Annotated in this window: 22 protein-coding genes and 1 pseudogene; 17 read left to right on the top strand and 6 right to left on the bottom strand. The window is 59.7% G+C overall.

The window, feature by feature from the left end; all coding sequences use genetic code 11:
• The 5 genes from PQQ53_RS32280 to PQQ53_RS32260 form a co-directional block, all read left to right on the top strand.
• The coding region (locus PQQ53_RS32280) for an ATP-binding protein (RefSeq protein ID WP_408328617.1) at positions 1 to 1,141 on the top strand (1,141 nt) is incomplete at its 5' end.
• A gap of 1,030 nt (positions 1,142 to 2,171) precedes the next feature.
• On the top strand, positions 2,172 to 3,593 hold the full coding sequence (locus PQQ53_RS32275; RefSeq protein ID WP_408148860.1) for a basic amino acid/polyamine antiporter: 1,422 nt from the start codon (positions 2,172 to 2,174) through the stop codon (positions 3,591 to 3,593).
• A 51-nt stretch (positions 3,594 to 3,644) separates the two neighbouring features.
• Entirely contained in the window at positions 3,645 to 4,904 is a 1,260-nt protein-coding gene (arcA, locus tag PQQ53_RS32270; RefSeq protein WP_408148862.1) for an arginine deiminase, read from the top strand.
• A 136-nt stretch (positions 4,905 to 5,040) separates the two neighbouring features.
• Entirely contained in the window at positions 5,041 to 6,525 is a 1,485-nt protein-coding gene (gene nhaC / locus PQQ53_RS32265) for a Na+/H+ antiporter NhaC (RefSeq protein WP_408156426.1), read from the top strand.
• A gap of 456 nt (positions 6,526 to 6,981) precedes the next feature.
• Positions 6,982 to 7,320: an RcnB family protein gene (locus PQQ53_RS32260; protein ID WP_408148866.1), complete on the top strand. Its 339-nt coding sequence runs from the start codon at positions 6,982 to 6,984 to the stop codon at positions 7,318 to 7,320.
• Between the two features lie 255 nt (positions 7,321 to 7,575).
• On the opposite strand, the gene PQQ53_RS32255 is transcribed toward PQQ53_RS32260, so the two are convergent.
• The 4 genes from PQQ53_RS32255 to kce all read right to left on the bottom strand — a co-directional run bounded on the left by PQQ53_RS32255 (position 7,576) and on the right by kce (position 11,572).
• On the bottom strand, positions 7,576 to 8,367 hold the full coding sequence (locus tag PQQ53_RS32255) for an SDR family oxidoreductase (RefSeq protein WP_408328614.1): 792 nt from the start codon (positions 8,365 to 8,367) through the stop codon (positions 7,576 to 7,578).
• A 31-nt stretch (positions 8,368 to 8,398) separates the two neighbouring features.
• Positions 8,399 to 9,139 carry a 3-oxoacyl-ACP reductase FabG gene (gene fabG / locus PQQ53_RS32250; protein ID WP_408156422.1) on the bottom strand — a complete coding sequence of 247 codons (741 nt, stop codon included), beginning with the start codon at positions 9,137 to 9,139 and terminating at the stop codon, positions 8,399 to 8,401.
• Positions 9,140 to 9,236: 97 nt separating this feature from the next.
• Positions 9,237 to 10,583 (bottom strand): MFS transporter, encoded by a 1,347-nt coding sequence (locus tag PQQ53_RS32245; protein WP_408156420.1) that lies wholly within the window; start codon positions 10,581 to 10,583, stop codon positions 9,237 to 9,239.
• Positions 10,584 to 10,639: 56 nt separating this feature from the next.
• Entirely contained in the window at positions 10,640 to 11,572 is a 933-nt protein-coding gene (kce, locus tag PQQ53_RS32240) for a 3,5-dioxohexanoate:acetyl-CoA acetone transferase (RefSeq protein ID WP_408148874.1), read from the bottom strand.
• A gap of 472 nt (positions 11,573 to 12,044) precedes the next feature.
• Here kce and PQQ53_RS32235 point away from each other — a divergent pair, with 472 nt between their 5' ends.
• The 10 genes and pseudogenes from PQQ53_RS32235 to PQQ53_RS32190 all read left to right on the top strand — a co-directional run bounded on the left by PQQ53_RS32235 (position 12,045) and on the right by PQQ53_RS32190 (position 23,065).
• On the top strand, positions 12,045 to 12,227 hold the full coding sequence (locus PQQ53_RS32235; protein ID WP_408156418.1) for a hypothetical protein: 183 nt from the start codon (positions 12,045 to 12,047) through the stop codon (positions 12,225 to 12,227).
• Between the two features lie 148 nt (positions 12,228 to 12,375).
• Positions 12,376 to 13,965 carry a putative bifunctional diguanylate cyclase/phosphodiesterase gene (locus tag PQQ53_RS32230; RefSeq protein WP_408328611.1) on the top strand — a complete coding sequence of 530 codons (1,590 nt, stop codon included), beginning with the start codon at positions 12,376 to 12,378 and terminating at the stop codon, positions 13,963 to 13,965.
• Between the two features lie 294 nt (positions 13,966 to 14,259).
• Entirely contained in the window at positions 14,260 to 15,525 is a 1,266-nt protein-coding gene (locus PQQ53_RS32225) for a sensor domain-containing diguanylate cyclase (RefSeq protein WP_408156414.1), read from the top strand.
• A 686-nt stretch (positions 15,526 to 16,211) separates the two neighbouring features.
• Entirely contained in the window at positions 16,212 to 17,018 is an 807-nt protein-coding gene (locus PQQ53_RS32220; protein ID WP_408148882.1) for an FkbM family methyltransferase, read from the top strand.
• A 613-nt stretch (positions 17,019 to 17,631) separates the two neighbouring features.
• Positions 17,632 to 17,796, top strand: coding sequence for a hypothetical protein (locus PQQ53_RS32215; protein ID WP_408148884.1), 165 nt, complete (start codon positions 17,632 to 17,634; stop codon positions 17,794 to 17,796).
• Between the two features lie 4 nt (positions 17,797 to 17,800).
• Entirely contained in the window at positions 17,801 to 18,169 is a 369-nt protein-coding gene (locus tag PQQ53_RS32210) for a VOC family protein (RefSeq protein WP_408148886.1), read from the top strand.
• A gap of 42 nt (positions 18,170 to 18,211) precedes the next feature.
• Positions 18,212 to 19,180, top strand: a complete 969-nt coding sequence (locus PQQ53_RS32205; RefSeq protein WP_408328608.1) for an oxidoreductase — start codon at positions 18,212 to 18,214, stop codon at positions 19,178 to 19,180.
• A gap of 362 nt (positions 19,181 to 19,542) precedes the next feature.
• Positions 19,543 to 21,474: an SMP-30/gluconolactonase/LRE family protein gene (locus tag PQQ53_RS32200; RefSeq protein WP_408328605.1), complete on the top strand. Its 1,932-nt coding sequence runs from the start codon at positions 19,543 to 19,545 to the stop codon at positions 21,472 to 21,474.
• A 231-nt stretch (positions 21,475 to 21,705) separates the two neighbouring features.
• Positions 21,706 to 21,867, top strand: a pseudogene (locus PQQ53_RS32195) (aldehyde reductase); the annotation flags it as partial.
• A gap of 127 nt (positions 21,868 to 21,994) precedes the next feature.
• Positions 21,995 to 23,065, top strand: coding sequence for an AraC family transcriptional regulator (locus tag PQQ53_RS32190; RefSeq protein WP_408148891.1), 1,071 nt, complete (start codon positions 21,995 to 21,997; stop codon positions 23,063 to 23,065).
• Between the two features lie 4 nt (positions 23,066 to 23,069).
• Here the strand turns inward: PQQ53_RS32190 and PQQ53_RS32185 are convergent, their stop codons facing one another.
• Together PQQ53_RS32185 and PQQ53_RS32180 are read right to left on the bottom strand one after the other, a co-directional pair.
• Entirely contained in the window at positions 23,070 to 24,404 is a 1,335-nt protein-coding gene (locus PQQ53_RS32185) for a type II toxin-antitoxin system HipA family toxin (RefSeq protein WP_408148893.1), read from the bottom strand.
• 2 nt (positions 24,405 to 24,406) lie between these two features.
• Positions 24,407 to 24,931, bottom strand: coding sequence for a helix-turn-helix transcriptional regulator (locus tag PQQ53_RS32180; RefSeq protein WP_408148895.1), 525 nt, complete (start codon positions 24,929 to 24,931; stop codon positions 24,407 to 24,409).
• Between the two features lie 483 nt (positions 24,932 to 25,414).
• Here PQQ53_RS32180 and PQQ53_RS32175 point away from each other — a divergent pair, with 483 nt between their 5' ends.
• On the top strand, positions 25,415 to 25,627 hold the full coding sequence (locus tag PQQ53_RS32175) for a hypothetical protein (protein WP_408148897.1): 213 nt from the start codon (positions 25,415 to 25,417) through the stop codon (positions 25,625 to 25,627).
• A gap of 283 nt (positions 25,628 to 25,910) precedes the next feature.
• Positions 25,911 to 26,213, top strand: a complete 303-nt coding sequence (locus tag PQQ53_RS32170) for a hypothetical protein (RefSeq protein ID WP_408148899.1) — start codon at positions 25,911 to 25,913, stop codon at positions 26,211 to 26,213.
• Positions 26,214 to 26,392 lie beyond the last annotated feature (179 nt).

The raw sequence follows: 26,392 nt of genomic DNA, 5'->3' as shown, positions 1-26,392 counted from the left end.
CGCGCTGCTCGATCATTTGCCGCCCGATGAGCGGGCCCAGTGGCTGCCGCGTCTCGCGCGGCGCAGCTACGAGTTCGTCCTCGGACCGGGCATTTCAGGCGCGCCCGTCGATGCGAGTCTCTCGGAGCGTGTCGCGCGCTCGATTGACGACGGCATCGGCAGCCGCTATCCGCTGACGGTGAACGCGGTCCCCGGCGACCGCGAACGCCTGCAGGTGCATCTGAAGTTGAGCGACGGCACGCCGCTGACGATCGATATGCGTCCGATGCCGGGCGCGCCATTGTCACGCTGGCTGCTGCTGGTGCTGCTATTGCAACTGGTGGTGCTTGCTGCGTGCTGCTGGCTCGCGGTGCGGCTCGCGACGCGTCCGCTGCATCAGCTGGCGCAGGCCGCCGACACGCTCGGCCCCGATCTGAAAGCGGACCGCCTGCCGGAAGACGGACCTTCCGAAGTGGCGCGCGCCGCGCGTGCGTTCAACGCGATGCAGGACCGGATCGCGACGTATATGACCGAACGCATGCAGATTCTCGCGGCAATTTCGCACGACCTGCAAACGCCGATCACGCGCATGCGCTTGCGCGTCGACGTGATGGACGACGACGCACAAGGCGCGAAGCTCAGGCAGGATTTGCAGGAGATGGAGACGCTGGTCAAAGAAGGCGTGACATACGCGCGGACCATGCACGGCACGACCGAAGTGCCGTGCCGCATCGATCCGGATGCGCTGTTCGACAGCCTCGTCTTCGACTACGTCGATGCTGGTCAGGATGTGTCGTTGGAAGGCCGCTTCGGCACGTCGGTGACGACGCGGCCGCAGGCATTGCGCCGCATCGTCGGCAACCTCGTCGACAATGCGTTGAAGTTTGGCGGCGCGGCCGAGATCAGGATTGCGGCGGTACACGATGGCCAGACGACGATCAGTGTGCTCGACAGTGGCCCCGGCATACCGGCCGAGTCGCTGGAAGCGGTGTTCGAGCCGTTCTACCGGGTGGAAACATCGCGCAATCGCCATACGGGCGGCACGGGGCTCGGTCTTGCCATCGCACGGCAACTCGCGCTGGCGATGGATGCGACGTTGACGTTGCAGAACCGTCAGGGTGGTGGTCTGGAGGCGCGGCTGACGTTGAGGAAGCTGCTTTAGGCGCGGGCCGTTGAACGGAATGGTGCAGCGCAATGAAGCGTGAGATGGCGGCCGCGATTCAAATGCGGATCGCCTCATTTCGTCGAAGGCTCGCGCCCAGACAAATTCGCCGATTAAGAGCATGCGATTAGTCGGCACAAGAACGTTGTGTGATTTTCCGTTGACTCGGCGTTGCCTGATTCACATCTTTCCCGGCCATCGCTGTTCATAAAGAAGAATGACTCCGGTACATTCGCACGGCATAAAATCGGTGGTGCTGAGTGGAACGAAGCAAGGTCTCGCCATGATTCGATCGTCACGCTTCACGATGCCAACTTCAGTTTATCGTTCGTGTTCGATGTGATACTTCGAGTACGCGCAGACAAAATTTTATGACTGGTTGTTGACGAACGCGGCTTTCGTTTTTCTATGTGCGCTATCTGGTGGTCGCTAATGCGCTCATTTCTGCGAAATCCTTCGCAAGCAGCACGGCGGGACAGCCGGCATCAATGAACATCCCACTGCCGGTGATGAATAGCATTGCTTCGTAACTCGCAGCCGATCTGAACCATTCGCTTCGATTTAACAGTTTTCAATCGGGTCACTGTGCTCGCACTGCAGCAAAGCGACGGTACGCTTCAAACTCCTCCTCCTATCGATACCTCATATCGATTGTCGATGCTCAACATGCTGATGTCGAGTGATCGACCCATCGGCGATTCTCTCCAATTTTCATTGTGCGAACGAATCGAGCCAGCTAACAATCAGATTGGCCCGGATTTTCGAATTAGCCTTGGCCACATATAAGCATCATGCATGTCGATATGCGTTGACCTAAGCCGGGGCAGATACCAGGTAATGTCGTGCGTGCGCAGAGACGGCGGGGATATTGGCTCCCGATCAATTGACAAAAGCGTGCGGACGTACCATTCTTTTCATGTGGCGGTTGCAGAGTAGTGCGGCCGGGCTGGACATGATGAAGCTGTGAAAGATACGTTACGTTCGAAACTAATGCCACCCTAGTTAACAAGGTAACTAAAAAGGAATCCGAATGGCATCCACAGCGCAGAAAATGTCAAAAATGCAGCTCACCGCCATGGTGGTGGGCGGAATGGTCGGAGCGGGGATTTTCTCCTTACCTCGAACTTTTGCAAATGCCACTGGCCCACTGGGCGCCGTCATTGCGTGGCTGATTGCCGGCACCGGGATGTACATGCTGGCGCGCGTGTTCCAGTCTCTCGCTGAACGAAAACCTGAACTCGATGCCGGTGTGTTCGCCTACGCCAAGGCAGGTTTCGGCGACTACCCCGGCTTTCTTTCCGCCTTCGGCTACTGGATTGGTAGCTGTATCGGCAATGTTTCCTACTGGGTGCTGATCAAGTCGACACTGGGCGCGTTCTTTCCGGTGTTCGGCGACGGCAATACGGTCGTGGCGATCGTCGTTGCGTCGATCGGGATATGGCTCTTCCACTTCATGATTCTGAAAGGCGTGCAGCAGGCCGCCTTTATCAATAGCGTGGTGACGGTCGCCAAGATCATCCCGATCCTGGTGTTCCTCGTCATCCTGGCCGTCGGCTTCAGAATGGATCTGTTCCGCGCGAATTTCTACGGCGGAGGGCTCGAAGGGAATCTTTTCGAGCAGGTTCGTGCAACCATGCTGGTCACGGTGTTCGTGTTCCTCGGGATCGAGGGGGCCAGTGTTTATTCACGCTATGCCAAGGAGCGTACCGACGTCGGCAAGGCCACCATCATGGGCTTCATCATCGTGACCTCGCTGATGGTGCTCGTGACGATGCTCCCCTATGCGGTGCTGCAGCGCGCGGACGTCGCGGGCATGCGCCAGCCTTCGATGGCGACCGTGCTCGAAGCGGTGGTCGGGCACTGGGGTGCGATCTTCGTCAGCCTGGGTTTGATCGTTTCGGTGTTGGGCGCCTATCTCGCGTGGTCGCTGATCTGCGCCGAAGTGCTGTTCACCGCCGCGAAGACCAAAGACATGCCCGCGATCTTCGCGAAGGAGAATGCCAACAAGGTGCCGGCCAATGCGCTGTGGCTGACCAACATCGTCGTCCAGCTCTTCGTCATTAGCACCTTCTTCTCGCGGGACGCATTCGCGCTGATGCTCAATCTGACGAGCGCGATGTCGTTGATTCCCTACCTGTTCGTGGCGGCATACGGATTCATGCTTTCGAATCGCGGCGAAAGCTACGAGATGCGTCCGCAGGAACGCCGGCGAGACCTGATCATGGCCGGCATTGCCGTGATCTACACGGTCTTCATGATCTATGCAGGGGGGGTGAAATTCATCCTCCTGTCCGCCGTGCTGTACGCGCCTGGAACGGCGCTCTATATCTGGGCCCGGCGAGAGCAAGGCAAGACGGTCTTCACCACGTCGGACTGGATCATTTTCATCGTTGCCGTCATTGGCGCGGTCATCGGCATCTACGGCCTGGCAACAGGCATGATCACGATCTAATGGCACCGGGTTGAACATCGCCGGTCGAAGGCCGGCATTCAGGAGATCATCATGGCGAGTACGGATGCGAAAACGGACGGGTTTGGTGTCTATTCCGAAGTCGGGCAACTGCGCAAAGTGATGGTGTGCGCGCCAGGGGTAGCCCATCAGCGGCTGACCCCGAGCAACTGCGATGAACTGCTGTTCGACGACGTGTTATGGGTCGAGAACGCCAAGCGCGATCACTTCGACTTCGTCACCAAGATGCGGGACCGCGGTGTCGAAGTGCTGGAGATGCACAACCTGCTGGCGGAAACCGTGGCGGTGCCCGAAGGCAAGAAATGGATTCTCGATAACCAGGTCGTCCCCAATCAGGTGGGACTCGGTTTCATCGACGAGTTGCGCAGCTTTCTTGAAGGCCTCGACAATCGCAAGCTAGCCGAGACGCTGATCGGCGGCCTGTCGACTCACGACTTCCCGGAAGCGCATGGCGGCAAGGCGCTGGAGATCGCGCGAGAAGCGGCAGGGGCCACCGAGTACCTGCTGCCGCCGCTGCCGAACACACTTTACACGCGCGACACGACCTGCTGGATTTACGGCGGGGTGACGCTGAATCCGTTGTACTGGCCGGCGCGTCATGAGGAAACGATCCTCACGACGTCGATCTACAAGTTCCACCCCGACTTCGCGGGCAAGGTCAACGTGTGGTGGGGCGACCCGACTCAGGACCACGGTCTCGCGACGCTCGAGGGCGGCGACGTGATGCCGATCGGCAAAGGCGTCGTGCTGATCGGTATGAGCGAGCGCACTTCGCGTCAGGCAATCAGCCAGTTGGCGGCGACGCTGTTCCAGAAGGGCGCGGCCGAGCGCGTCATCGTGGCGGCCATGCCGAAGATTCGCGCGGCCATGCACCTCGATACGGTGTTCACGTTCGCCGACCGCGACTGCGTATTGCTCGCACCGGACTTCATGAACAAGACACGCACGTTCTCGTACCGGCCGAGCAGCCATCCGAGCGGTGTGGAACTGCATCGTGAGGACAAGCCGTTTGTCGATGTAGTGGCCGAAGCCCTGGGGCTCAAGAAGCTGCGCGTGGTGGAGGCGGGCGGCAGCGACTATCAGCGCGAACGCACGCAATGGGACAGCGGTGCGAACCTCGTGTGTGCGTCGCCGGGTGTGGTCTATGCCTACGACCGCAACACTTACACCAACACGTTGCTGCGCAAGCAGGGCATCGAGGTGATCACGATCGTCGGCGCGGAACTCGGTCGGGGCCGTGGCGGCGGCCACTGCATGACGTGCCCGATCCAGCGCGATCCGGTGGACTACTAATCGGGCGAGCCGCTGGGGCTGTGTTGCCTGCCCGCCGGTATCGCGGCGAGCAGGCAGCGTGCTCGCGCTGCAATGGGACTTCATCGACGCAATATCAGATGGGCCACAGTTGTTGCCGACATGGGGACAAGCTTAAATGAAGAGGCCCGAATCACCTGAACCGGTGACGATGATCGAGGCGATCGTCCCCGTCGCCAGCCTGATCGTGCTGGTGAGTCTGTCGTACTATCTGTTCGGCGATGCGGGTGCGAGCGGCCCGAATCAGGTGGGTCTCGTCGCCGCGACGATGATCGCGGTGTTCATCGGCTGGCGTCGCGGACATTCGCTGGCCTCGCTCGGCGAAGCGGCGGTCGCGAGTGTCAGTACGGGTATCGGTGCGATCTTCATCCTGTTTGCGGTCGGCGCGCTGATCGGCACCTGGGCGCTCAGCGGGACGCTCGTGGCGATGGTCTATTACGGCCTCCGACTGCTCAGTCCCAACTACTTCTACGTCACCGCGGCAGCCATTTGCGCGGTCGTTTCGGTCAGCATTGGCAGTTCGTGGACGGTGACCGGCACGATCGGCATTGGCCTGATGGGCATTGCTCACGGCATGGGATTGAATCCCGCGATTGCGGCTGGTGCGATCATCTCGGGCGCGTATTTCGGCGACAAGTCTTCGCCACTCTCCGACTCCGCCAATCTCGCTGCTGCTGCGGCCGGCGTCGACCTGTACCGGCACATTCGCGAGATGTTTCTGACGTCGGCCGTGTCGATGGCCATTGCGCTCGGCGTCTTCTATCTGTTGGGCCAGCCCGGCGATTTCGACGCGAGCGGCGAAATCGAAGCCATGCGCGGCGCCTACCACATCTCGTTGTGGCTGTTCGTGCCGCTCCTTCTCGTGATCTTGCTGGCGATCTTCAGAATGCCGCCATTCACGGCAATCTTTCTCGGCGCGCTGGCGGGCGGCGTGCTCGCCGTGTGCGTGGCCCCCGAACGCGTGATCGCGTTTGCGTCGGCGAGAGAGGGCGTGCCGGCCTGGCTCGCACTTTTCAAAGGCGTATGGCTCGCGTTGGCGAGCGGCTACAAGGCGTCAACGGGTAATGCCGCGCTCGACATACTCGTGACGCGCGGCGGCATGGACAGCATGCTGAACACGATCTGGCTGATCATCACGGCGTTGGGGTTCGGCGGCGTGGTCGAAAAGTGCGGCGTGCTCGAACGCTTGATTGCGCCGGTCATCGAGAAAGCGAAATCGGGCGGTGCGCTGGTCGCTTCACTGGTGGCGGCGATCGTCGCCACCAACGTGGTCACCGCCGACCAGTACATCGCCGTGGTGCTTCCCGCGCGCATGTTCAAGACCGCGTTTGCGCGGCGCAGGTTCGAGCCAGTGGTGCTGTCGCGCGCAGTCGGCGATGCGGCCACGCCGACCGGCGCGCTGATTCCATGGAATAGTTGCGGCGCCTATATGGCGGCGACGTTGGGGGTATCCACGCTGAGTTACGCGCCTTTTGCGGTGTTCTGCTTCGCGAGTCCGCTGTTGACCGTAGCGATTGCGTATGCGGGCATCAGGATGTGGCGCCTTCCCACCGCGCAGATCGAAACTGCAACTGCGACCGCCCCACCACCTGGCGATAAGTGAGGGCTGCTGGCGCACGATTTACATTGGCCGAAATGTTGCCTGCCATTTCAAAAGCGCCGGCGATTGTCGACTTGATCCCGCGGCATATTGGCTGCCAACGGGCATCCCGGCTTGAAGTCGAACGCCCTTTTACTATACTCAGATCGACTACGACTAAAACCCGAATCAACGTTTATTTCCTGTGCATATCGGGTAATTGCATTCGCAATGAGTATCGCCGAATGCAATGAACATCGAGTCATTCGATGGGTTGCGGTATCGGTCTCAGATACCCTTCGAACCTTGCATTGCATAACCAGGCAGTCTATCCATGGCATGAATGCGGGTGTCGCAACGATGCACGATTACCTTCACATGAGTCAGGCAGTGCGTGGAGATGAACGGGCATGGTGACTTCGAAAAGGCATTGAACGCTGTGACACCTTAACCTTTCTTCCACAGCAGGGGGGTTTGATCATGAACAAGCGGATCATTGTGCAACTCGTCGCCCTTTCTCTTTCCGGCATGTCTCTGGTTGCGATCGCGGCCGGTCCGCCGCCGGGAGGGGGCGCGCCGATGGCCAATCCGTCAATGGGCCGCCAGCAGGTCATGCCGACGATTCCCCATCGGGACTGGAAGAAGGGGCAACGCATTCCCACTGAGTACCGTACTTACAACTTCATCATGGACGACTGGCGTGGCCATGGGCTCAACGCTCCGCCGCGTGGACAGAAGTGGCTAGGCGTCAACGGAGACTACGTGCTGGTCTCGACCAGCAACTGGACTATCTCCAACATCGTCTCCGGCACGCCCTGACGCGGCGCAAAGGAGGCAATGCAGCACACGTGCCGCTTGCGCACGCGTGCTGCAAGATCGGGCCGGGGAGACGCCGACGTGCGTTGACGACTATGGCGGATTTTTCGCTGGTCGCCGCGCGTTGCCAGGCACAGTCCATGCAGCTATGCTCGGCCCGATCGTTCACACGGATTTCAGCGCGCGTGGCCGGCTAGTTGTGGAACCGGCTACTCGACCGTCTGCGCCGCGAGCAGCGCATTAGCGTCATAGCGCGCGTTACAGGTACTCGACGTTTCCGTCCACGCTGATCGCCTGACCGGAAATGTTCCGGCCAGCCGGCGATGCAAGGAACAGCGTCATCGCGGCGACATCGTGGACCGTCACCATTCGTCGTAGCGAGATCTTCTCCAGATATTCTTCCTTCATCTGGTCGAAGCTGATTCCCAAAGCCTCTGCGCGGGCGGAGATCACACGGTCCATGCGCTCTCCTCCGACGACGTCCGGCAGGATCGCATTCACGCGGACGTTGCTCGGTCCGAGCTCGATCGCGAGCGATTTGACCAGACCGACGATGGCCCATTTGGTCGCCGCATAGGGCGTGCGAAACGGATATCCCAGCCGTCCCGCTACCGAAGCCATGGCGATGATGCATGGATTATCGGAAGTCTCCTTCAACACCGGCACAGCCCTTCTGAGGAAATAGTATTGGCTGTTGAGGTTCGTGGAGATGGTGCGTTCCCACTGTTCGGCGTCGATGTCTTCGACGGCGCCGGTCGGGCCGGCGATACCCGCGTTATTGACGAGGATGTCCAGACCGCCGAGTTTCGTCCGTGCGTCGTCGATGATGCGCTCTACCTGCTCACGGTCGGCGACGTCAGCGATACCGGTATGGAGTCGCGGATGCCGCCTTGCCGCCTTGTCGACGGCAACGGGATCGACGTCGCAAATGTAGACGTGCGCGCCGACTTCGAGAAACGCTTGCGCAATCGCGGCGCCGATGCCGGCGGCCGCGCCCGAAATCAATACGCGCAATCCGGGCGCGGGCTTGAGAAGATCGATGGTGTTCATACGGTTCCTTGAATGGGCGTGTCGTGTCGGCCTACAGCGTCATGCCGCCGGATGCTTCGATCACGGCGCCGTTGATATAACTCGCTTCGTCACTGGCGAGAAATGCGTAAAGGTTCGCGATTTCCTCCGGCTTGCCGAGCCTGCGCAGTGGGACCTGTTCGCGCATCTTCGCCAGTACGTCGTCGGGCACCGTCGAAAGGATAGGCGTATCGATGAAGCCGGGCGCCACTGCGTTGACACGTATTCCCTTAGGGCCGAGCTCTCTGCTCCACGTCTTCGTGAAGCCGATCACGCCGAACTTCGCGGCCGCATAGTTGGTCTGGCCGTAGTTTCCATAGATACCGACGACCGAGCTCGCATTGAGAATGACGCCCGCTCCCTGTGCGACCATCCTGTCGGCAACAGCCTGTGACGCATGGAACACGCCTCGCAGATTCACGTCGATGACATCGTCGAACTGCTTGAGCGTCATCTTCTGAAGACGTGCGTCACGTGTGATCCCCGCGTTGTTGACCAGCACATCGATCCTGCGGTACTGCTCGACAACGTCGGCCACCATCCGGTCGACCGCCGCGCGGTCCGCAACGTCGATGCTGAAGCCGAGCGCTTGCGCCCCCGCTTCGCGACACGAAGCGACGACATCGGATATCGCGGTGGGATTCACGTCGCACACCACGACGATTGCGCCTTCCCTGGCGAATTTAAGTGAGGTGGCCGCGCCAATGCCCTGGCCGGCTCCCGTAATAATGGCTACCTTTCCATTCAATCTCATTGCTTCTACTCATCCCCGGAGAATAAGAGTCTGGATACGAAGAGCGTGCTTTATCGATTCGATTCAATTCGACTCGATGCGGCGCGCCTCCTCAGACTCATGGTTCGATATTCAAACGCAGTTCGTTGAGACTGGCCGCCGCGCGACTTTCCGAGCGAATCGCTTTCGCGAGCAACGGAACTAGGATGAGCCCAAGGACCGATGCCGCGACGACGACCGAAAATCCTGCCGCGCTTTTGCCCGACGCGCTCTCCGCAAGGCCGAACAGATACGGGCCGACGAATCCGCCGATCAGTCCGATCGTGTTGATGAGCGCGAGGCCCGCGGCGGCCTGAATGCCGTGTAGCCGTTTCATCGCAATCGCCCAATAGAGCGGCAACACACCGCCCGCAAAGAAGGCGGTCGCGACGAAGAGCGCCAGCTGCGCCAGCAGATGCGTCGACGAGATGAATGCAATCGCGCTGACGACAAGACCCGCAGTCAGCACGCCGAGATAGACGCAGTCATTGGTCACGCGACGGTGAATGCGCGGCAGCACCAGAACGCCGAGCAGAAAGCCGATGCCGACACTGCTCGACAACACGCCCACCATCAGCGAAGACTTGACGTGCATTTGCTGGATCATCGCCGGCGTAAAGAACACGAGGCCGACGAACGCCACCTGATTCAGAAAATAGATGAGCCCGATCAGGATCGTGGCAGGCTGCTTCAACGCGGCGACCCAGTCCTGCGAGAAGATGCGGGCATGCGCGGCATCGGGCACGGCGCGCGCTTCGAGCACGCGGGCCTCGTCGTTCGACAACCAGCGCGCGTCGGCCGGCTTTTCCGGCAGCTTGAACCAGAGCACCACGCCGACCACAACCGTCGGCAGCCCTTCGAGCAGAAAGAGCCATTGCCATCCGTGCAGGCCAGCGAGGCCGTCCATCTGCATGAACGCGGCGCCCAGCGGATTGCCGATCACGAGTGCGAGAGCGGGCGCGGTGTAGATCCAGCCCACCGCGACCGAGCGGTCTTTCGGTGCAAACCACAAGGTCACCATGTACATGAGTGCCGGGAACAACCCCGCTTCGGCGACCCCGAGCAGAACCCGGATGATGTAGAACGACCATTCTCCGGTGACGAACATCATCGCGGCAGAAAGCGCGCCCCACGTCACGGCGATGCGCGCAATCCAGCGGCGCGGGCCGAAGCGATGCGCCGCGAGATTGCTCGGCACTTCGAGCAGTGCATAGCCGAGAAAGAAAATGCCCGCGCCGAGTCCGTACGCACTCGCGCTGATTCCGAGGTCGACGGCAAGGCGCGCCTTGGCAAGCGATACGTTGGTGCGGTCCAGGTACGACATGAAATAGATCGCGCACATCAACGGGATGAGCCGCAGCATCGCCTTATGTGTCGCCAGGCGATGCAGTTCGTTACTGCCGTCGCCGGCCAGTTGAGTTGTCATGATGTCTCCGCCAAAGTTGGTGCATTGTTATTTTTTGCCGGGTCCGAAGACCGCGGTCAGAAGTTGACCTTGTCCGCGCCCTTCAGGCCGAGCATTTGCCGCGCCTCGGCCGGCGTTGCGATCTCGAACGAAAGCTCCTCCAGAATGTGGCGAATCTTGCGCACCTGCTGGGCATTCGTTTCGGCCTTCACGCCCTTCGAAAGAAAGACGCTGTCTTCCAGACCGACCCGCACGTTGCCGCCCATGATGGCGCCCATCGTCACGAACGACATCTGATGGCGTCCCGCACCGAGAATCGAAAAATGATAGTTCTCGCGGCCGAACAGGCGGTCGGCGGTCGCGCGCATGACCGTCATGTTCTCCGGTTCGGCGCCCAGTCCGCCGAGAATGCCGAATACCGACTGGATGAAGAACGGCGGCTTGATCAAGCCCTGATCGACGAAATGCGCGAGGTTGTACAGATGGCCGACGTCGTAGCACTCGAACTCGAAGCGCGTGCCATGCTCGCCCAGTTCGAGCAGGATGCTTTTGATGTCCCTGAAGGTATTGCGGAAGATCGTGTCTTCCATGCCTTCGATGAAGTCCTTCTCCCAGTCGTAACGCCACGAAGACATCCGTGCGGCGATCGGGTGAATCGAGAAGTTCATCGAGCCCATGTTCAGCGAACACATCTCCGGTTTGGCGAGGCGCGGGTAAGCCAGCCGGTCCGCCAGCGTCATCCTTGTGCTGCCGCCGGTCGTGATGTTGATGACCGCATCGGTTGCTTCGACAATCGCGGGAACGAACTGCCTGAACACATCGGGCGATGGCGTCGGTTGGCCGTTGGCCGGGTTGCGCGCATGCAGATGGAGAATCGCGGCGCCCGCTTGCGCGGCTTCGATGGATTGCCCGGCGATCTGCGACGGCGTCAACGGCAGGTATTCGGACATCGACGGCGTATGGGTTGCGCCGGTGATCGCGCAGGAAATGATGACTTTGCGATTGAGCAAGCGTTGTCTCCAGTATCGTTGGCTGGCCAGTCGACGGACTGGCCGGTTGTGGTATCGATACTAGTGGGATACGATTGCGTCAGTAAGGTCATTTTCGGCCAGCTGGATGTTGTCTACGGACATTCTGAGGTGAAGCGGTGTCTTCGAATGGCCGGTCACAATAAAGTGACGCACTGAACAATCAATCTGCCAACTTGCGAGTTCAGGCGACCAATAAAGTTGAAAACCAGTTTGAGCTTCATCCATGCGGGTATTCGCCGCGTTTCGATTCATTCGTACCCAGTGAGACTTGCACACCCCGCAGGGACGTTGCGCTGATTCCCCGCTTCGACCGGATCGCGCGCGACGGACAAGCCGTGCGGCCCATGGCGAAAGTGTGGCGTCTAATCTGGGACTAACCGGCTTTGACCATAGACATATCTTTAGAGGTCCTTGCGAGGGTTCGCAAGCCGTGACCGGTCCTGCTGCCGCAATGTTGCCATTCATCAGGCGGGATTTGCTCAACCTTGCGATGCGCAACATCGACAATCCACGCTACACAGCCCTGCGGATCGCGGAAGGACACATTCTCCTCACACCTCTGTCCGACTTCGCTCCGATGGATCCGGATCCTGACCTGATTCCACATACGCAGACCTTGCGCCAGGCCTGGTAGAAGAAGACAAAATTACCGGCACGACGGGGGCGCGCCAAAGGATCGCATTGTGCCCCGATTTCCGGAGATGAATGAACCCGCTCTGGCACTTCAGTTCGTCTTCCTTATGCCGATAACGCGATAACGGTCCCACAGCTTCGCTCAGGTTATGCGCGCTTTTCCCTATCAGACAATCCGGCAGGTCATCGGTCTCGCGGCGACGGTGCTTGCAACTGTCTTCGCATTATCCTGTTTCTGGGAAGTTGAACTGGAAGGCTGGACCATGCGCGCGATCGGGTTGGCCTACGAACCATCATTCGAGACGGCACAGCGCTGGCGCTTTATTTTGACGTCCACCAGCTTTGCGCTCCTTGCGCTTATCGTCCCCGCAGTATGGCTGGGTCGACTGTTACGTAACCAGCACGAGAGCTACATCGCACTGAGACGCGAGCAGGCGCTGAGCGAATCACTGGCGCGCCATGACGCGCTGACAGGGCTTTTTAACCGTCGTGTGTTCAGTGACCAGCTGGGAGTCATGCTTGCGGACGACCGGAAGAAGGCTGCGGTTCTTCTGATCAACCTCGACATGTTCAAGTCAATCAATGACTCGTATGGTCATGCGATCGGGGATAAGGTGTTGTGCGAGATCGCCGAGCGCCTTAGGCGTTTTACTGACCGGCCCGCGTCGAGCCTCGCCCGACTCAGCGGCGACGAGTTTGCGATGATCGTCGACGATGCCGACAAGGAGTCGCTTGCGAGTCTTGCAAGAGGCATCTTGCGGGAAATAGGTGCACCCCTCGTTTCGTTGCAGGGCGCCATATCGATCAGCGCGACAATCGGGATGAGCATCGCATACGTTGATGCGATCCTGCCCGATGCACTTTTGCACTGCGCAGACCACGCAATGTATCGTGGGAAAAGTACCGGACGCGCTACATTTAATTTTTACGACCCGGGATATGAAAGCGAGCAGCAAATAGCAAAGCAGTTGGAATTCGATCTGATATGCGCTGTCGCACAGGATCAAATCGAACCGTTCTTTCAACCAATTGTCAGTCTGCCGGACGAAGAAATTGTGGGATTCGAAATATTGGCCCGCTGGCAGAATCCCCATCGCGGCATGCAGATGCCCTCGACCTTCATTCCGATTCTGGATCGTTTGGGCATGATTCCGTGTATGACTTTCTCATTGCTGAGAAAGTCGATCGACTATGCAAAGCTCTGGCCGCGCGACTTGATATTAGCGATCAACGTGACTGCGTCGATGCTGGAGGACACCGGCTTTGCGGGCCAATTGCACGATACGCTGGTCGAGCATGACTTTTCTCCCGGCAGACTCGAAGTGGAAATCACCGAGCAGGCACTTGTCACTAACATCGCGGCAGTTCGTGAAAGTCTGGCGAAGCTTCGCGCGCGCGGTATAAGTATCGCACTCGACGATTTCGGTACGGGTTATTCCGGGATTTACCATCTGACGCAGCTTGCGATCGACAAAATAAAAATAGACCGCTCGTTCCTTGACCTTGGCGTGCCAGGGCACGAGAAAGTTGTTTCCGCGGTGTTAGGCCTCGCGAATAGCCTGCGGATCAAAGCGACCGCCGAGGGTGTCGAGCGACAGGACATTGCACGCTGGCTTTCGTCGCGGCGCTGCGATTTTGCGCAAGGGTACTTGTTCGGTAAGCCTATGTCGGTAGATCAGGTCTCAGCTCATCTCAGGGAACGCCGGAAGTGCGAAAAGTCCGCTGCGATCCGAGTATGAAGTCCGGACGCGCGTGTAGTGGCGGACGAGGCCGACCCCTGCCGCACGATGGCTTCAGTCGCTGCTTGTTGTGCAAGGGCGCCGGGGATGGATGTGCACGTGGAATTACGCTCAGGCCCGACATGGATTATAGGTAGCCGCCGAGCATCAAGGATGCGCCGCCATCGATGGCGAACGGCGGCACAACGGGGCGCTCGCGCGGCTCGCAGGTGGGCTTGCTCGGAAACCCGGTATTGAATAAAGCTTTTGCAAGGTGAGATTTTGTCTGATTGGTCCAAGGAGCCGAGCCAGGGCATGGATGACGTCGCCGTATGCGTCGCCATGATCGGGCTCAATGAGCGCGGGAATCTTGTCCTCACCGCCTGCAACGACCCGTTCTTCCAGTTGACAGGCGGAGCGGGTGCAGTTTCGCAGGCATTCCCCATTCCATTCGGAGCGCTGACTACGGATTCGGCGTCGCGCGGGCTTGGCGAGAAACTCCTCGCTTGCTTTGCGTCCGACCGAGCACAGGAGCCGGCGCAAACTTACGATTTCCGCGACGGGAAACGGTGGTGGCGCCTATCGCTCAAACTGATCGGGCATACAAGCGCCGACGTTAGCGTTCGCGAGATTCTTGTGACCGGTTTCGACATGGCTGCGAAGTTAAATCTGACGCAGCAGCCGGATGTTGATGCCTCGCGCTATCGCGCCTTGGTCGACTTGGCCTACGACGCTATCGTGGCAATGGACGATCAGCACAACATCACGCTGTTCAATCGCGCAGCGGAAAATCTCTTTGGCTATTCGTCAGCCGAGGTGCTCGGGCGGCCAATCGTCACCTTGTTGCCCGAGAGGTTTCGCGCGAACCATCCGCGCAAGGTGCAGCAGTTCGCGGACGCGTACGATCCGGGCGCGCGGCAGGCGACGCCGCCGCGCATGGACGAGAGTAATAGTGTGTACGGTCGGCATCGCGACGGATCGGTGATACCAGTCGAAATCGCGGTCTCCAAAATCGACCTGAACGGAGGGATCGAATTCATGGCAGTCGTGCGCGACATAACCGATCGCGCCCGATTAATGGACCTGCTAAAAAAGCAGGCCACGACTGACGCGTTGACAGGTCTGCCAAATCGCCGTGAGTTTGTCGAATGCATAGAGAAAATGCTTGTCACCGGAGACGATTTGTCGGTGTTCATTCTCGACATCGATTTTTTCAAGAAGATCAACGATCAACATGGCCACGATGCCGGCGATGAGGTTTTGCGCGTGCTGGCGAAGGTCGGGGCATCAATGACAGACAGGCCGAGTTTGTTCGCTCGCTGGGGAGGCGAGGAGTTCGTAGCGGCCCTGCCGGGCGCGGACGCAGATCTTGCGCATATGATCGCGGACGACCTTCGGCAGCGCTACGAACGACAGGATTTCGAGCACGTGTGGGGCCTTAAGCCGATTCCGTTCACCGTCAGCATCGGCGTGGTCACACGTGAAGCAGGCGAGGTCAACGTTGACGCGTTGATGAAGCGCGCGGACCGTGCGCTCTATCGGGCGAAGAAATCCGGCCGTAATCGCGTCGAGGTTGGATAGGCGCTGTGAGCGGGCCAGGAAATATCCGCTCCAGCAATACGCGACCATTGGGGCAGACGCTCACAACGATGCCCGCACGAAGGTTTCATGCGCCATCGTTGCTGACAATATGCTGCCGTTGATGAGCGGTGTTCAATTGTAGCGGTCGGTCGCATCACACCCCGTCTACTTTTCGGTCCCGTTCCTGCTGCAATCGGCAGTTGACAGGGTGCCGGCAGACGCTCGTCCCACTGCATTTCTTCGAAAGCCGTACTCACCGGCGAAGTTTCTTGCGCTTCTGGAGGGCATGAACCCTTCCCTGAATCGTACGGATCCCCTTTGGCTCAGGCGCGCTGTGTCGCGCAGGCGCGCAGGCCGTGTCTTTCGGGAGAGTCCCCTGGACCGATGCCTACTATAACGACCCGCGTCGGTCGGCCATCACATAACAACATAAATAGTAGCGGCCGTTGCTCCGGGGAAGCGGCTTTCGCGGCACGCCACTCATCACCGATCCAGCGCCGTCCGCCGCAGCTGGGACTTTGAACTAAACAAGGTTGGCGCGTATACCGGAAATAGGGAGAGGCCCGAGGTGAATTGCTGAAATCCGTAGACTACCCTAGCAGGGGTGCGTGCCTTTTGAGTATCGGCAGATTCCTGTCGATGCAGCTGCTGTCCCAACCAGCGATACGATCACGCGGAGAACCAACATGCACGACCTTGTAAAGTCCACCCTGAAGGACATGTTGCCACCAGGGCTCGTGCGATTGCTGCGACCCAAAGATCAGTCTCCCGATGCTTGGGGAACCGCTCGATACGGTCTGCACGGGTTGAGGCTTCCCGGCGGAAGGCGCTTCAATTTCCGGCCTTCAATACCGGACCGAACGGTGTGCAAGCAGATTTTTTTTCGACGGGTGTATGCAACGGACCATCTTAGCCGGGCGCAAGAGATAGTCGACTTTTACCGGGCCTGTCCGGATCCGATCATCGTCGACGCCGGGGCCAACATCGGGGCCAGTGCGGTTTGGTTTGCGCTCACGTATCCGAAAGCGAAGATCCTGGCTATTGAGCCGGACGTATCGAACTACGAACTCCTCAAGAGCAACTCGATCTCGTTCCCATCTGTGGTGCCGCTGAACGCCGCCATTGCAGCGACCAGTGGTACGCTTTATCTGGACGATCCGGGACGAGGCGCCTGCGGATATCGTACGGCTGAGCAGCCCACCGATCACTCGTACGCCGTTGAAGCGATGACGCTGGAACAGGTGATAGCGAAATCGAGCGGAACGCCGTTCATCCTGAAGATTGACATCGAGGGCGCAGAGTCGGACCTCTTTTCACGCCACTCCGAGGAATTAAACAGATTTCCGCTGGTGATCATTGAACTGCATGATTGGATGCTTCCACGGAAATCGAACAGTCGGAACTTCTTGAAGTGGCATGTCGAAATGCAGCGTGATTTCGTATACGCCGGCGAGAACGTTTTTTCGATTTCCAATACGATTCGGCCAGTGTGATTTAACGCCAGGTATCGTAGGCCGTCACTGCGCTTCGCTGACCGGCAATTGATCATCCAGGCTGCGTTGGAAAGCAGCCGTCGATTCGCGCACGAAAATCCCTCTCAGATCAGCAAATCCAGCACGCTGGATAACGCGTGCGCATCGAGGTCGGCTGCGCGTAGATGGATCAGCGGGGTCAAGTGCTTAAGCAACAAGTCAGTGACGTCGCTTTCAAGTAAAGCGGCCGCTCGCAAGACTGACGCGTTCCTCGTCGCCGTCGCCCTGATATCGGACCACGCCGTCACTACGGCGAATCGATCGGCTGCCGACCCGCAACATCGACAGTACGTCTAATAACGCGTCCACAAATGTACGATCGAATAAGAACTCAGCCTTATTGATTATAGCCGCGGTCAATCTCCCGCGCGATCATTGTCGCCACTGAAGCGGCGAGAAAACCTGCACGAGATCCTTTTGCCACTTCCGGTGAACATTGGTCGAGATCGATTTACTTGGCCTGGGGACTTGCGGCCAGCATCTTTTGATAACCGGCGCGCGATCCCAAACGCCGTCAAGGACACGCTATGAAAGCATGGCAACTCGAACGTCTGGGCGGTTGGCCCCGATGCCCATGGCACCGCAGCGACGTTTGCTCGATCTGACTGGTAGCGGTCCGCTCGACATCGACCTGCCGCGCTCACGCATCTCTCCACTCGCCGCGTTGCCCGAAGCCATGGCGGCTGCAGCCCGGGCGAACAATTTCGAATGTGTCGTCATCGATCATCACGAGGCATAGACCCATGCAGATCCTGCACAAAGCCTTTCGTCTTTACGTCATGCCACAAGCACTAGAACGCACTGTCGCGTTCTACGAAGCGGTCCTGGGACAATCGTGCGAACGACGTATCCGGCTCGACTCCGTCGGTATCGAAATCGCAGTGATCGGCGCAGTGATCGTTCTGGCCGGTAGTCCGGAAGCACTCGCCCCTGTGCGTGACGCGCAGGCGGTATTCATCGTCGACGCGCTTGACGAGTTCCTGCCGCAGCTGCGTGCCCAGGGTGCGGAGATTCTGCATGAACCGCGCGCCGCGGCGGGCGGCCGGAATTTCACCGTGCGGCATCCTGACGGGCTCGTCGTTGAGTATTACCAAGCGGACCAGCCCGTTTGACGCCGGGCGGCGTTGCACACCTTTTAACTTCAGGAAGAGCAGATGACAGCCAGACAAACGCCCCTTCACTCCGGCTTCGGTTCGACCAGCACCGCCGCACAAGTAATCAACGGCATCGATCTACACGGCAAGACCGCGGTGGTGACCGGCGGGCACTCGGGCATCGGACTCGAAACGACGCGTGCACTCGCACAGGCGGGCGCAACGGTGATCGTTCCCGCGCGAGCGCCGGATAAAGCACGCGAAGCACTGAGCGATATCGCGGGCACCGAGGTGGCTCGGATCGATCTGCTCGATCCGGCTTCGATCGATGCCTTCTCCGTGAATTTCGTCGCCAGCGGACGTTCGCTCGATCTGCTCGTCAATAACGCCGGCATCATGGCCGTGCCGCTCGCACGCGACGCCCGCGGTTACGAGTCCCAGTTCTCCGCCAATCATCTGGGGCATTTTCAGCTTACGGCAAGGCTCTGGCCTGCGCTCACGCGCACCTGCCATGCGCGTGTCGTGACGTTGTCGTCCGGCGCACACCGGCGTGCCGCGTTCGACTTCGACGATCCGAACTTCGAACGCCGCGACTACGACAAGTGGCGTGCGTACGCGCAGTCCAAAACCGCCAGCGTGCTGTTTGCCATCGCACTCGACCGCCGCGGTGAGCCGCACGGTGTACGGGCGTTCGCGGTACACCCGGGCCGGATCGAGACAAACTTGCAGCGATTCATCACGATGAAAGAACTCCAGGCGCTCGGTTACCGGAACAAGGATGGCGAGATACCCGAAGCGCAGCGCGGGTTGTACAAGACCGTGCAGCAGGGCGCGGCGACGACCGTATGGTGTGCGACGAATTCTGCGCTTGATGGAATCGGCGGAGTCTATTGCGAGAACGCGGATATTGCGGCTAGTGTGCCTGCGGATCATGCGACGCCTGACGGCGTGCTGCCCTGGGCAATCGATCTAACCATGGCAGAGCAGTTGTGGGCTCTGAGCGAAGCGATGACAGGTGTCCGATTGTGACCGATCGACATGCGTCCTTGCGCCACCTGATCATTGTTGCCGAGCGCCGAAACGTCTGCAATTCACCGGAACTCAGCTGATCCCCTCTGTCGCAGGACTGCTGCCATGAGGTCGCTTGCTGCCGATCGCCGCATTACGCGCAATAAGAAAGAATGCCCTGTGCATGAGACAGCAGGCGGCCGACAGAAAGGAGGTCGAGATTCGTTCGAGATAGCAATTCGTGTCCGTATGCAAAGTCGCGGTGCGGCTTGCAAAGGCGCAAAGAGTTGCATATGTTCATACGTAAGCCACCGATCACGAATCTGGAATCTCGCTGGCCGATCATTCACGTGAATGATCACTACCCTTGGAGAGCATCGGTCATGGTCGAGCAAAAGCGCATTCATGCTGCGATTCTCGCTGCAGTGATCGCCTCGATTGCGCCAGCCAGTCAGTCGGAAAACACCACGGACTGGCTGGCGAACACCTATGGCACCCTCGCCGCCCACGTCGGTAACACCGCGCGTTCCATGTGGGTCGCGCCCGAAGGCGTTATCTACACGGCCTCGATGTGGGACGAGTACGAGGGTGGCGTCGCTGTCTACCAGGCCGGCAAGAGCCTCGGCTCGATCGGGGCGCACGGAGAGTTTCAGGGCGGCGCGATCACGGGCAGCGCGACGTCGATCTTCGTGGCACTGCAGCCTGGCGGGACATACGGAAGTGGTGCGGTGGGCCGATACAACCGCACCACCAGGACTCGCGATCTTTTGATACAGGTCAGTGCATTTAACAACCTGCCCCGGGTCGACGTCGTCACTGGACTGGCCACGGCGGCCTCGCTCCTCTATGCGAGCGACTTCTATGGCAACCGCGTCCGGATATTCACCGCCGACGGTGTCTGGAAGCGCGACATCGACGTCACGGGCCCGGGTGCCCTCGCAGTGGATGGCGCGGGCGACGTCTGGGTCGCCCAGAAGGGTGAGGGCTCGGTCGTCGAGTTCAGTCCAAGCGGCGCGTTGTTGAACACCATCCAGATGCCGAGTGGGGCGCGGCCATCGGCGCTTTATTTCGATGCGTCATCGGGGCAGCTCATGGTCGGGGACGAAGGCCCCGACATGAACATCAAGCGCTACAAGCTCTCGGGCACGCCGGCGCTGGTCGGTACGTTCGGTATTCAGGGCGGTTATCTCGATACCACGACGGGCATCAAAGGGCAGGTTGGCGACAAGCGCTTTACCCGCGTCACTGGCATCGGCAAGGACACCGCAGGCAACCTCTATGTGCTCAACAATCCATGGGGCGGAAGCTGGGATCTCGGCCGCGACGGCGGCACCGACATTCACGCTTACAACAATTCTGGTCGCCTGCAATGGAAGCTTCAGTCTCTCAACTTTGAGGGGATCGCCGCTGCGGACCCTGGCACTGACGGTGTCGACTTCTATGGAGGCACCAACATCTATAGCGGCACAGCAGGGGGAGCCTTCGTAGCGAACACTGTCGATCCGTTCGACTATCCATCCGATCCACGCATCAACATCAACGATCGCTCACGGGACGAGCATTTCGGTCAGCTTGCCACCGTCGGCGCAAACCGCATCCTCGTGGCATCGGGCCAGAATCCCGATATCTACTACTTCTTTCACTTCAATGCGGCGAATGGCTACATCGCAATACCGGACGCCACGCTTCCCGGTCCGGCGTTCAAAACGACCGCCGCGGTCAGGGATGGATTCTGCATCGACAGCAAGGGGGGCGTATGGGCCGGCCTGGACAAGACCGGGTACATCTACCACTATCCGCTGATCGGCTTCGATGCCAGCGGCAAGCCGACATGGGGGCCCGGTGTCCCCATTCGCATTCCCGAGAGCATCAAGCCGTTGACGCGCATCGTCTACCTCGCGGACAGCGACACCATGATTCTCGCGCAGGGGATCGTTGGGAGTACGGACTGGACGTCGATAGGTACGCGGATTGAGGTGTATCACGGCTGGAGCGCGGGCAACACCACGACACCCAATCCGGTGATCAACCTCACCCACGCTGGCGCCAAGTCGATTGACGCGGCGGGCAGCTATCTATTTGTCGGCTACTGGTTCGGCAGCGGGCAAGCTTTGCCGAACATCGACGCCATCAATCTCGCTACAGGCAATCTCGACACCACACTCGTCAACACCAGTACCGGTACCGTTGACGCCAGCAGCGCCATCGATTCGATGTACGGCGTCAGGGCATTTCGTCGGTCGACGGGCGAGTACGTGGTCACGAAGAACAACGTCAAAGGTTCCAGCATTACCGTTTATCGCTGGACGCCCTGATCCTGCGTTTCGTCAGGGAGAGACCGGTTTGTCATGACCGTTTCTGCTCCGCAGAGCATCCTCACGGGTGAACGGCTACGTTGGGGAAAATCAAACGGCCGCTGGGGGGCGACCTGCGGCGCTCATCATCTGGCTGAGTGTGGCGAGGATCGGCCAGTCGATGCCTCAGCAGGAATGATCGGAACCAGCAGCAACGCAATCGGTTGAGCGGGGTATCGCTGCTATTCAGCAGCGATGAAGGCATCTGCTCCATTGCTGGACATCAACATGAACGCTTCGAGCGCAAAGGCCATCCGGCTGCTTGGCTGGAGGCCGCGATCAAGCGATGAGGCAATCGTCGCCAGTGCTGAAAGCCTCGTGCGACTCGGGCTGCCTGGCGATCACCAATCGTAAGAATCCCGCAACGGCTGCCGGCACGCGAGAACGATGATTGAACTTCCTGCCGGGAGCGGCCTGGCGAAGGTGCGGCGTCAGTGCATGACGCCGTCGGCGGATGAGTGCTGCTATCCTGCAATCTGATATGGTTCTTGTCTCAATACGTTTGCAGATTTCATCTTTATTGCGAAGGATCACGAAGTTGCCATTGCAGAACGAGCGCATCTACGCGCCCTATAAGATCGCCGCGCTGGTCGAGGTGCTCAGCGAGCAGGGCATTGCGCCGGAAGACAGCCTCAAGGGCAGCGGTGTCGACGTCGACAGGATCTACGACGCGGCGGCATTGACCTCGGTCCGGCAATACGCCGCCGTCTGCAGAAACGCGATCCTGCTGTCGTGCTCTCCCGCCACGCCGTTCATTGTCGGCTCGCGCTTGCATCTGTCCGCGTACGGGATGTATGGCTATGCGCTGATGTCGTGTCTCTCGCTGCGGGACTATTTCCGGCTCGGCGTGAAGTATCACCAGCTCGCGACGCCCACGCTGACGATCGAGTGGACCGAGTATCCCAACGAGGGCATCTGGACGTTTCCGGATGCGTTCATCTCCAGTCCTTCGAGCGAGCTGCGCGAGTTTTTGATCGAGCAGCAGTTCACCCAGCACGTGACCCATCTTCAGGACGTCGCTGGGCGAACCTGCCCGCCAACCAAGGCGTGCTTTTCGTATCCGGCGCCCGCGCATGCCGCGATTTATTCCGAGTACCTGGGGTGTCCGTGTTACTTCGATCAGCCGCAATGCGAGCTTCACTACGACAGCGCGATTCTCGAGCAGAAGCCGCAACTCGCGCACCGCTTGACGGCCACGTTATTGCAGGAAACGTGTGACAGGCTCATCGGCGAGGCGAAGACGTCGGTAGGCGTATCCGGCGAGGTGTATCAGATTTTGATGCGTCAACCCGGCGAGTTTCCGGGCATGGAAGTGGTCGCGAAAGCGTTGCGGATGACGAGCCGAACGCTGCGGCGTCGGCTGGAAAGCGAGGGCACGTCGTTCGTGGCGATTGTCGACGACGTACGTTGTTCGCTCGCGACCGAGTACCTGAAGACCACCAGGATGAGCACCGACGACATCGCGATGCTGCTGGGATTCAGCGACCCGGCGAACTTCCGGCGCGCGCTGAAGCGTTGGACGGGTAAGGGGCCGAGGGAGTTGCGTCGCTAGACGGCTACCTCGATTGCGCAAGCTTCCTGTTCAACCGGCGCATACCGTCGAAGACCGCATCGGCCACGTCCATCGGGAAGTCCGCAGGCAAGCGCGACGACACTTCGTCGATCACCGCGTCGGTGCGTGCCGTCAGCTCGCCGATCATCGCCTCTACGGTCGCCGCGGAAAATCCGACGCGTTGCCCCTCGGCAATCCAATGCCGCCGCTGGATCTGATTGAGCAGATAGTGAACGTTCTTGCCATGTACGGCCATCGCCAGCTTGACCTTCTGCGCGGGCAATCTGCCGGCGCCCGCACCGATGATCGGATGAGCGGACAGCACGTCGTAGAGCGGCGTGGATTCGTACCGGTTGCCGGGCAGGTGCGCGATGCTGAAGTTCTTTGCGTGGCCGTCGGTCGCGGCGAGTAGCCAGAAGACCATCTGCGTGATGAAGAAGTTGCGCCGGTCGAGCGCCGCGCGCGCGGAGCCGGAGAGCACTTCCATGATGGCCTCGATCCCTGGGCCGCCATCGGACTCGTACTTGTGGAGCGCCGAGGTGGCCGTCGCCTGGCACATGTCTTCTTGCGGGAGCCGCACGATCCATGTCGCGTCGCTGGACGGACGGCGGTCGAATCGCTCGACGATCAACACCTTCTGATCCTCGAATCCGGCGATGTCGCAACGGGCGACGGGCAATCCATAAGCCGCGACTATTTGCGAGCAGAGCCACTCGTTCTCGACGGAGGTGCGCATGTCCGCTCGCATATTGCCGACCAGTCCGAGCGGCAACTTGAAGATATGCGTGGTCGGCGTGCTGCCTTCAGGCAGCAGCCAGCGGTCGCGATGCCGGAGCAGGGCGGTCTTTTCCTGCGCGCCCGCGATCGACAGACGCAGATCTTCCAGGGGATCGTGTTGTCCCAGCGGTGACGTCGAGGTCGTGCCGCGCAGCAGCTGGGCGATCTCGCTGTCGCTGAGTTCGCGTCCGTGGATGCTTGTGAGGTCGGTGGGGGATTCGTCCGGCGGCAGCATCTGCAGCGCGCCAACGCAGTCGCGGCCGAGCGTGGCGAGCAGCGCGAAAGGCGCGGTGCTGCCGGTCCGGTAGCGTGTGGCGATCCGGCGGCGGATCGGTTCGCTGTCGGGAAGCAGGTTGTCGAAGTAGTCCGCGACGACCTGGCCGCGATACGGCTGGTTGCCCGGCGTGAATGGCAGCGACAGCGACAGCGGGCGTCCTTGCGGATCGTCGAGCCAGTCGTCCCGGTATGCAAGACGTTCGCCGTGACGCGTCGTTTCCCAATAGCCGACCTGCAGGCCGTTCATCCAGAGGTTTAGCCGGCTGGGTTGCGTGCTTCGCGCCATGCTTACCAGTTCTCCCGTTTCTTGCTGACGCGCCTCGCCTTCGCGGCGGCGCGTTGGGCTTCAGACGCGGCATGGCCGACGACTTCCCGCGTGCTTGTCCGCGCGCGGGGTTTCGCCGGGCTTTTGATGCGCGCCGGCGTTTCGGCGGACGTTGTCTGCTTGCGCGTCGATTGGGCTTTGCGTTTTACGTCGCCCGTTGCTACGGCCGATGCTTTCTGTACGAGGCGTGCGGACGTGGTGCGAGTTGCTACAGGCGCGGCGGCGGGAGCGGATGCTGGATTTTCCGCAGCGGCGTTTTCGGCTGAGTCGCCAGCGGATTGAGTGAGTTTCAGATCGACCTGGAGCACCCGCAGGACCTTGAAGAGCCGCTCCACGCTGACCGCCGCCGGATTGGCTTCGAGTTGTGCGTAAGTCTGCTGCGTCACGCCGAGATGACTCGCCATCGCGGCTTGGGTGAGACCGGCGGTCTTTCTGTAGCCCTGCAGGATTGGCCGCAACTGGCTCAGTGTTTTGATGGGATAGTCCACGGCGATTCTCCGGCAGGTGCGTTGGCACCATGACAGGCTAAAGCCTGTAAATTGTTTATACAGTCTATACGCTGTATTTCAAAAATACAAGCTAAAGACTGTTAATAGTAGATGCGCGGCAAGACAGGCACGGCGCCGATGCCGTGTGTGGCTGCCGATCCGAATTTATAACGCAACTAACGGCCAAGCCGGTTTGCCGACCGCCAAGCTGCTCCACTGCTCCATCCCGCCATCACGAGGAACCGGCGCGATCAATGATGGCGCCTGACCGGAACGATACATCTTCTGATTCCGCATCTTATTTCGGGATTTTCCCAATGCTTATTGGATAGGCTGGGAATTGTTCTGACGCTGGCAGATATGGGTACGAGAGTCGATGAATAAAAGGCTGAATCCGTTGCACCAGATGGTTAATGAGAAATAGTTGTTTGCGAGACGCAGAATGTCGGTGTCCTGAAGAATCTCATAGGTCTCACAAATGCTATGTCCTATTTCCTGACTTGCCAAACCTTCGAGGCCGCCCAGAACTTCACGCAACGTGCTGTTGAGACCTATCCCGCGAGCCAATATAAAGAATTTCTCGAAGTAGGAATTGCTAAATGGCGCTTCAAATTGCAAGGCGAGGTACATGACGCACGACTAGATCATGTTCGTCATGTTTATTCGGGAGGAACAGCTATGCCTGCCATCCAGTGAATGTCGCGCTTGTTGCTGTACGGAGATGGGTCGGTCGGGCAGGGGCGCAACGCGCTATTTGCCGAACAGCAGGCAACGGCGTCGGCCGGCTGGACGCTCTCGCAGAATCAGACACACGACGGCACATGGCGCGTGAGTGCGCTGCTGGGCGCAAGCTACACGCTGCTGTCCCGATGGACCCAGACGCTGGAACTGCTCTATAACGGCGACGGCTACACGAGCCGCGAGCGGCGAGAGGCGTGCGTATCAGAACGCGATCCGCTCCGGCAACACCGCACTTGCTATGGGCGATGCGGCGGCCGCCGGTTTGTTGGGGCAGGCGCAGCAGAGTTTGCTCGGACAACGTTATGTATTGGTACAGCGGGGCCGCACGGAGCTGTTCAATAGACTCGATGTGACACTGAGCTATATCCAGGCATTCGATACGCCATATGGAGGAAATCTGGCATTGTCACTGACCTACAAATTGAGTCCATCCGCCGAGTTGTTTGCATTCGGCCAATGGAATGTCGGCAACCCGCAATCGGAGTTCTTGCAGCTTTACAGATTTTCTGTCATCAGCGGCTTGCACTACTACTGGAACTGAATTCAACGCGCTATGGCCGAATGACAGTTTCTTTTCCCCCGGTGACCGGCGCCGCTTTCTTTCGGGTCCATTGTATTGCATTGCGACGCGCGGCAATCATCGTTCCCTGTGGTTTCGACCGCGTGGAAATGAGCTTGGAAATTATAGAAAACGGCCCTAGACTCTATATCGAGCCGGTT

The sequence above is a fragment of the Paraburkholderia strydomiana genome, from assembly GCF_046030495.1.
GTDB classification, from domain to species: domain Bacteria; phylum Pseudomonadota; class Gammaproteobacteria; order Burkholderiales; family Burkholderiaceae; genus Paraburkholderia; species Paraburkholderia strydomiana_A.
Note: the sequence above shows the minus strand (reverse complement) of the source record. Positions and strands in the feature narration are given on the sequence as shown.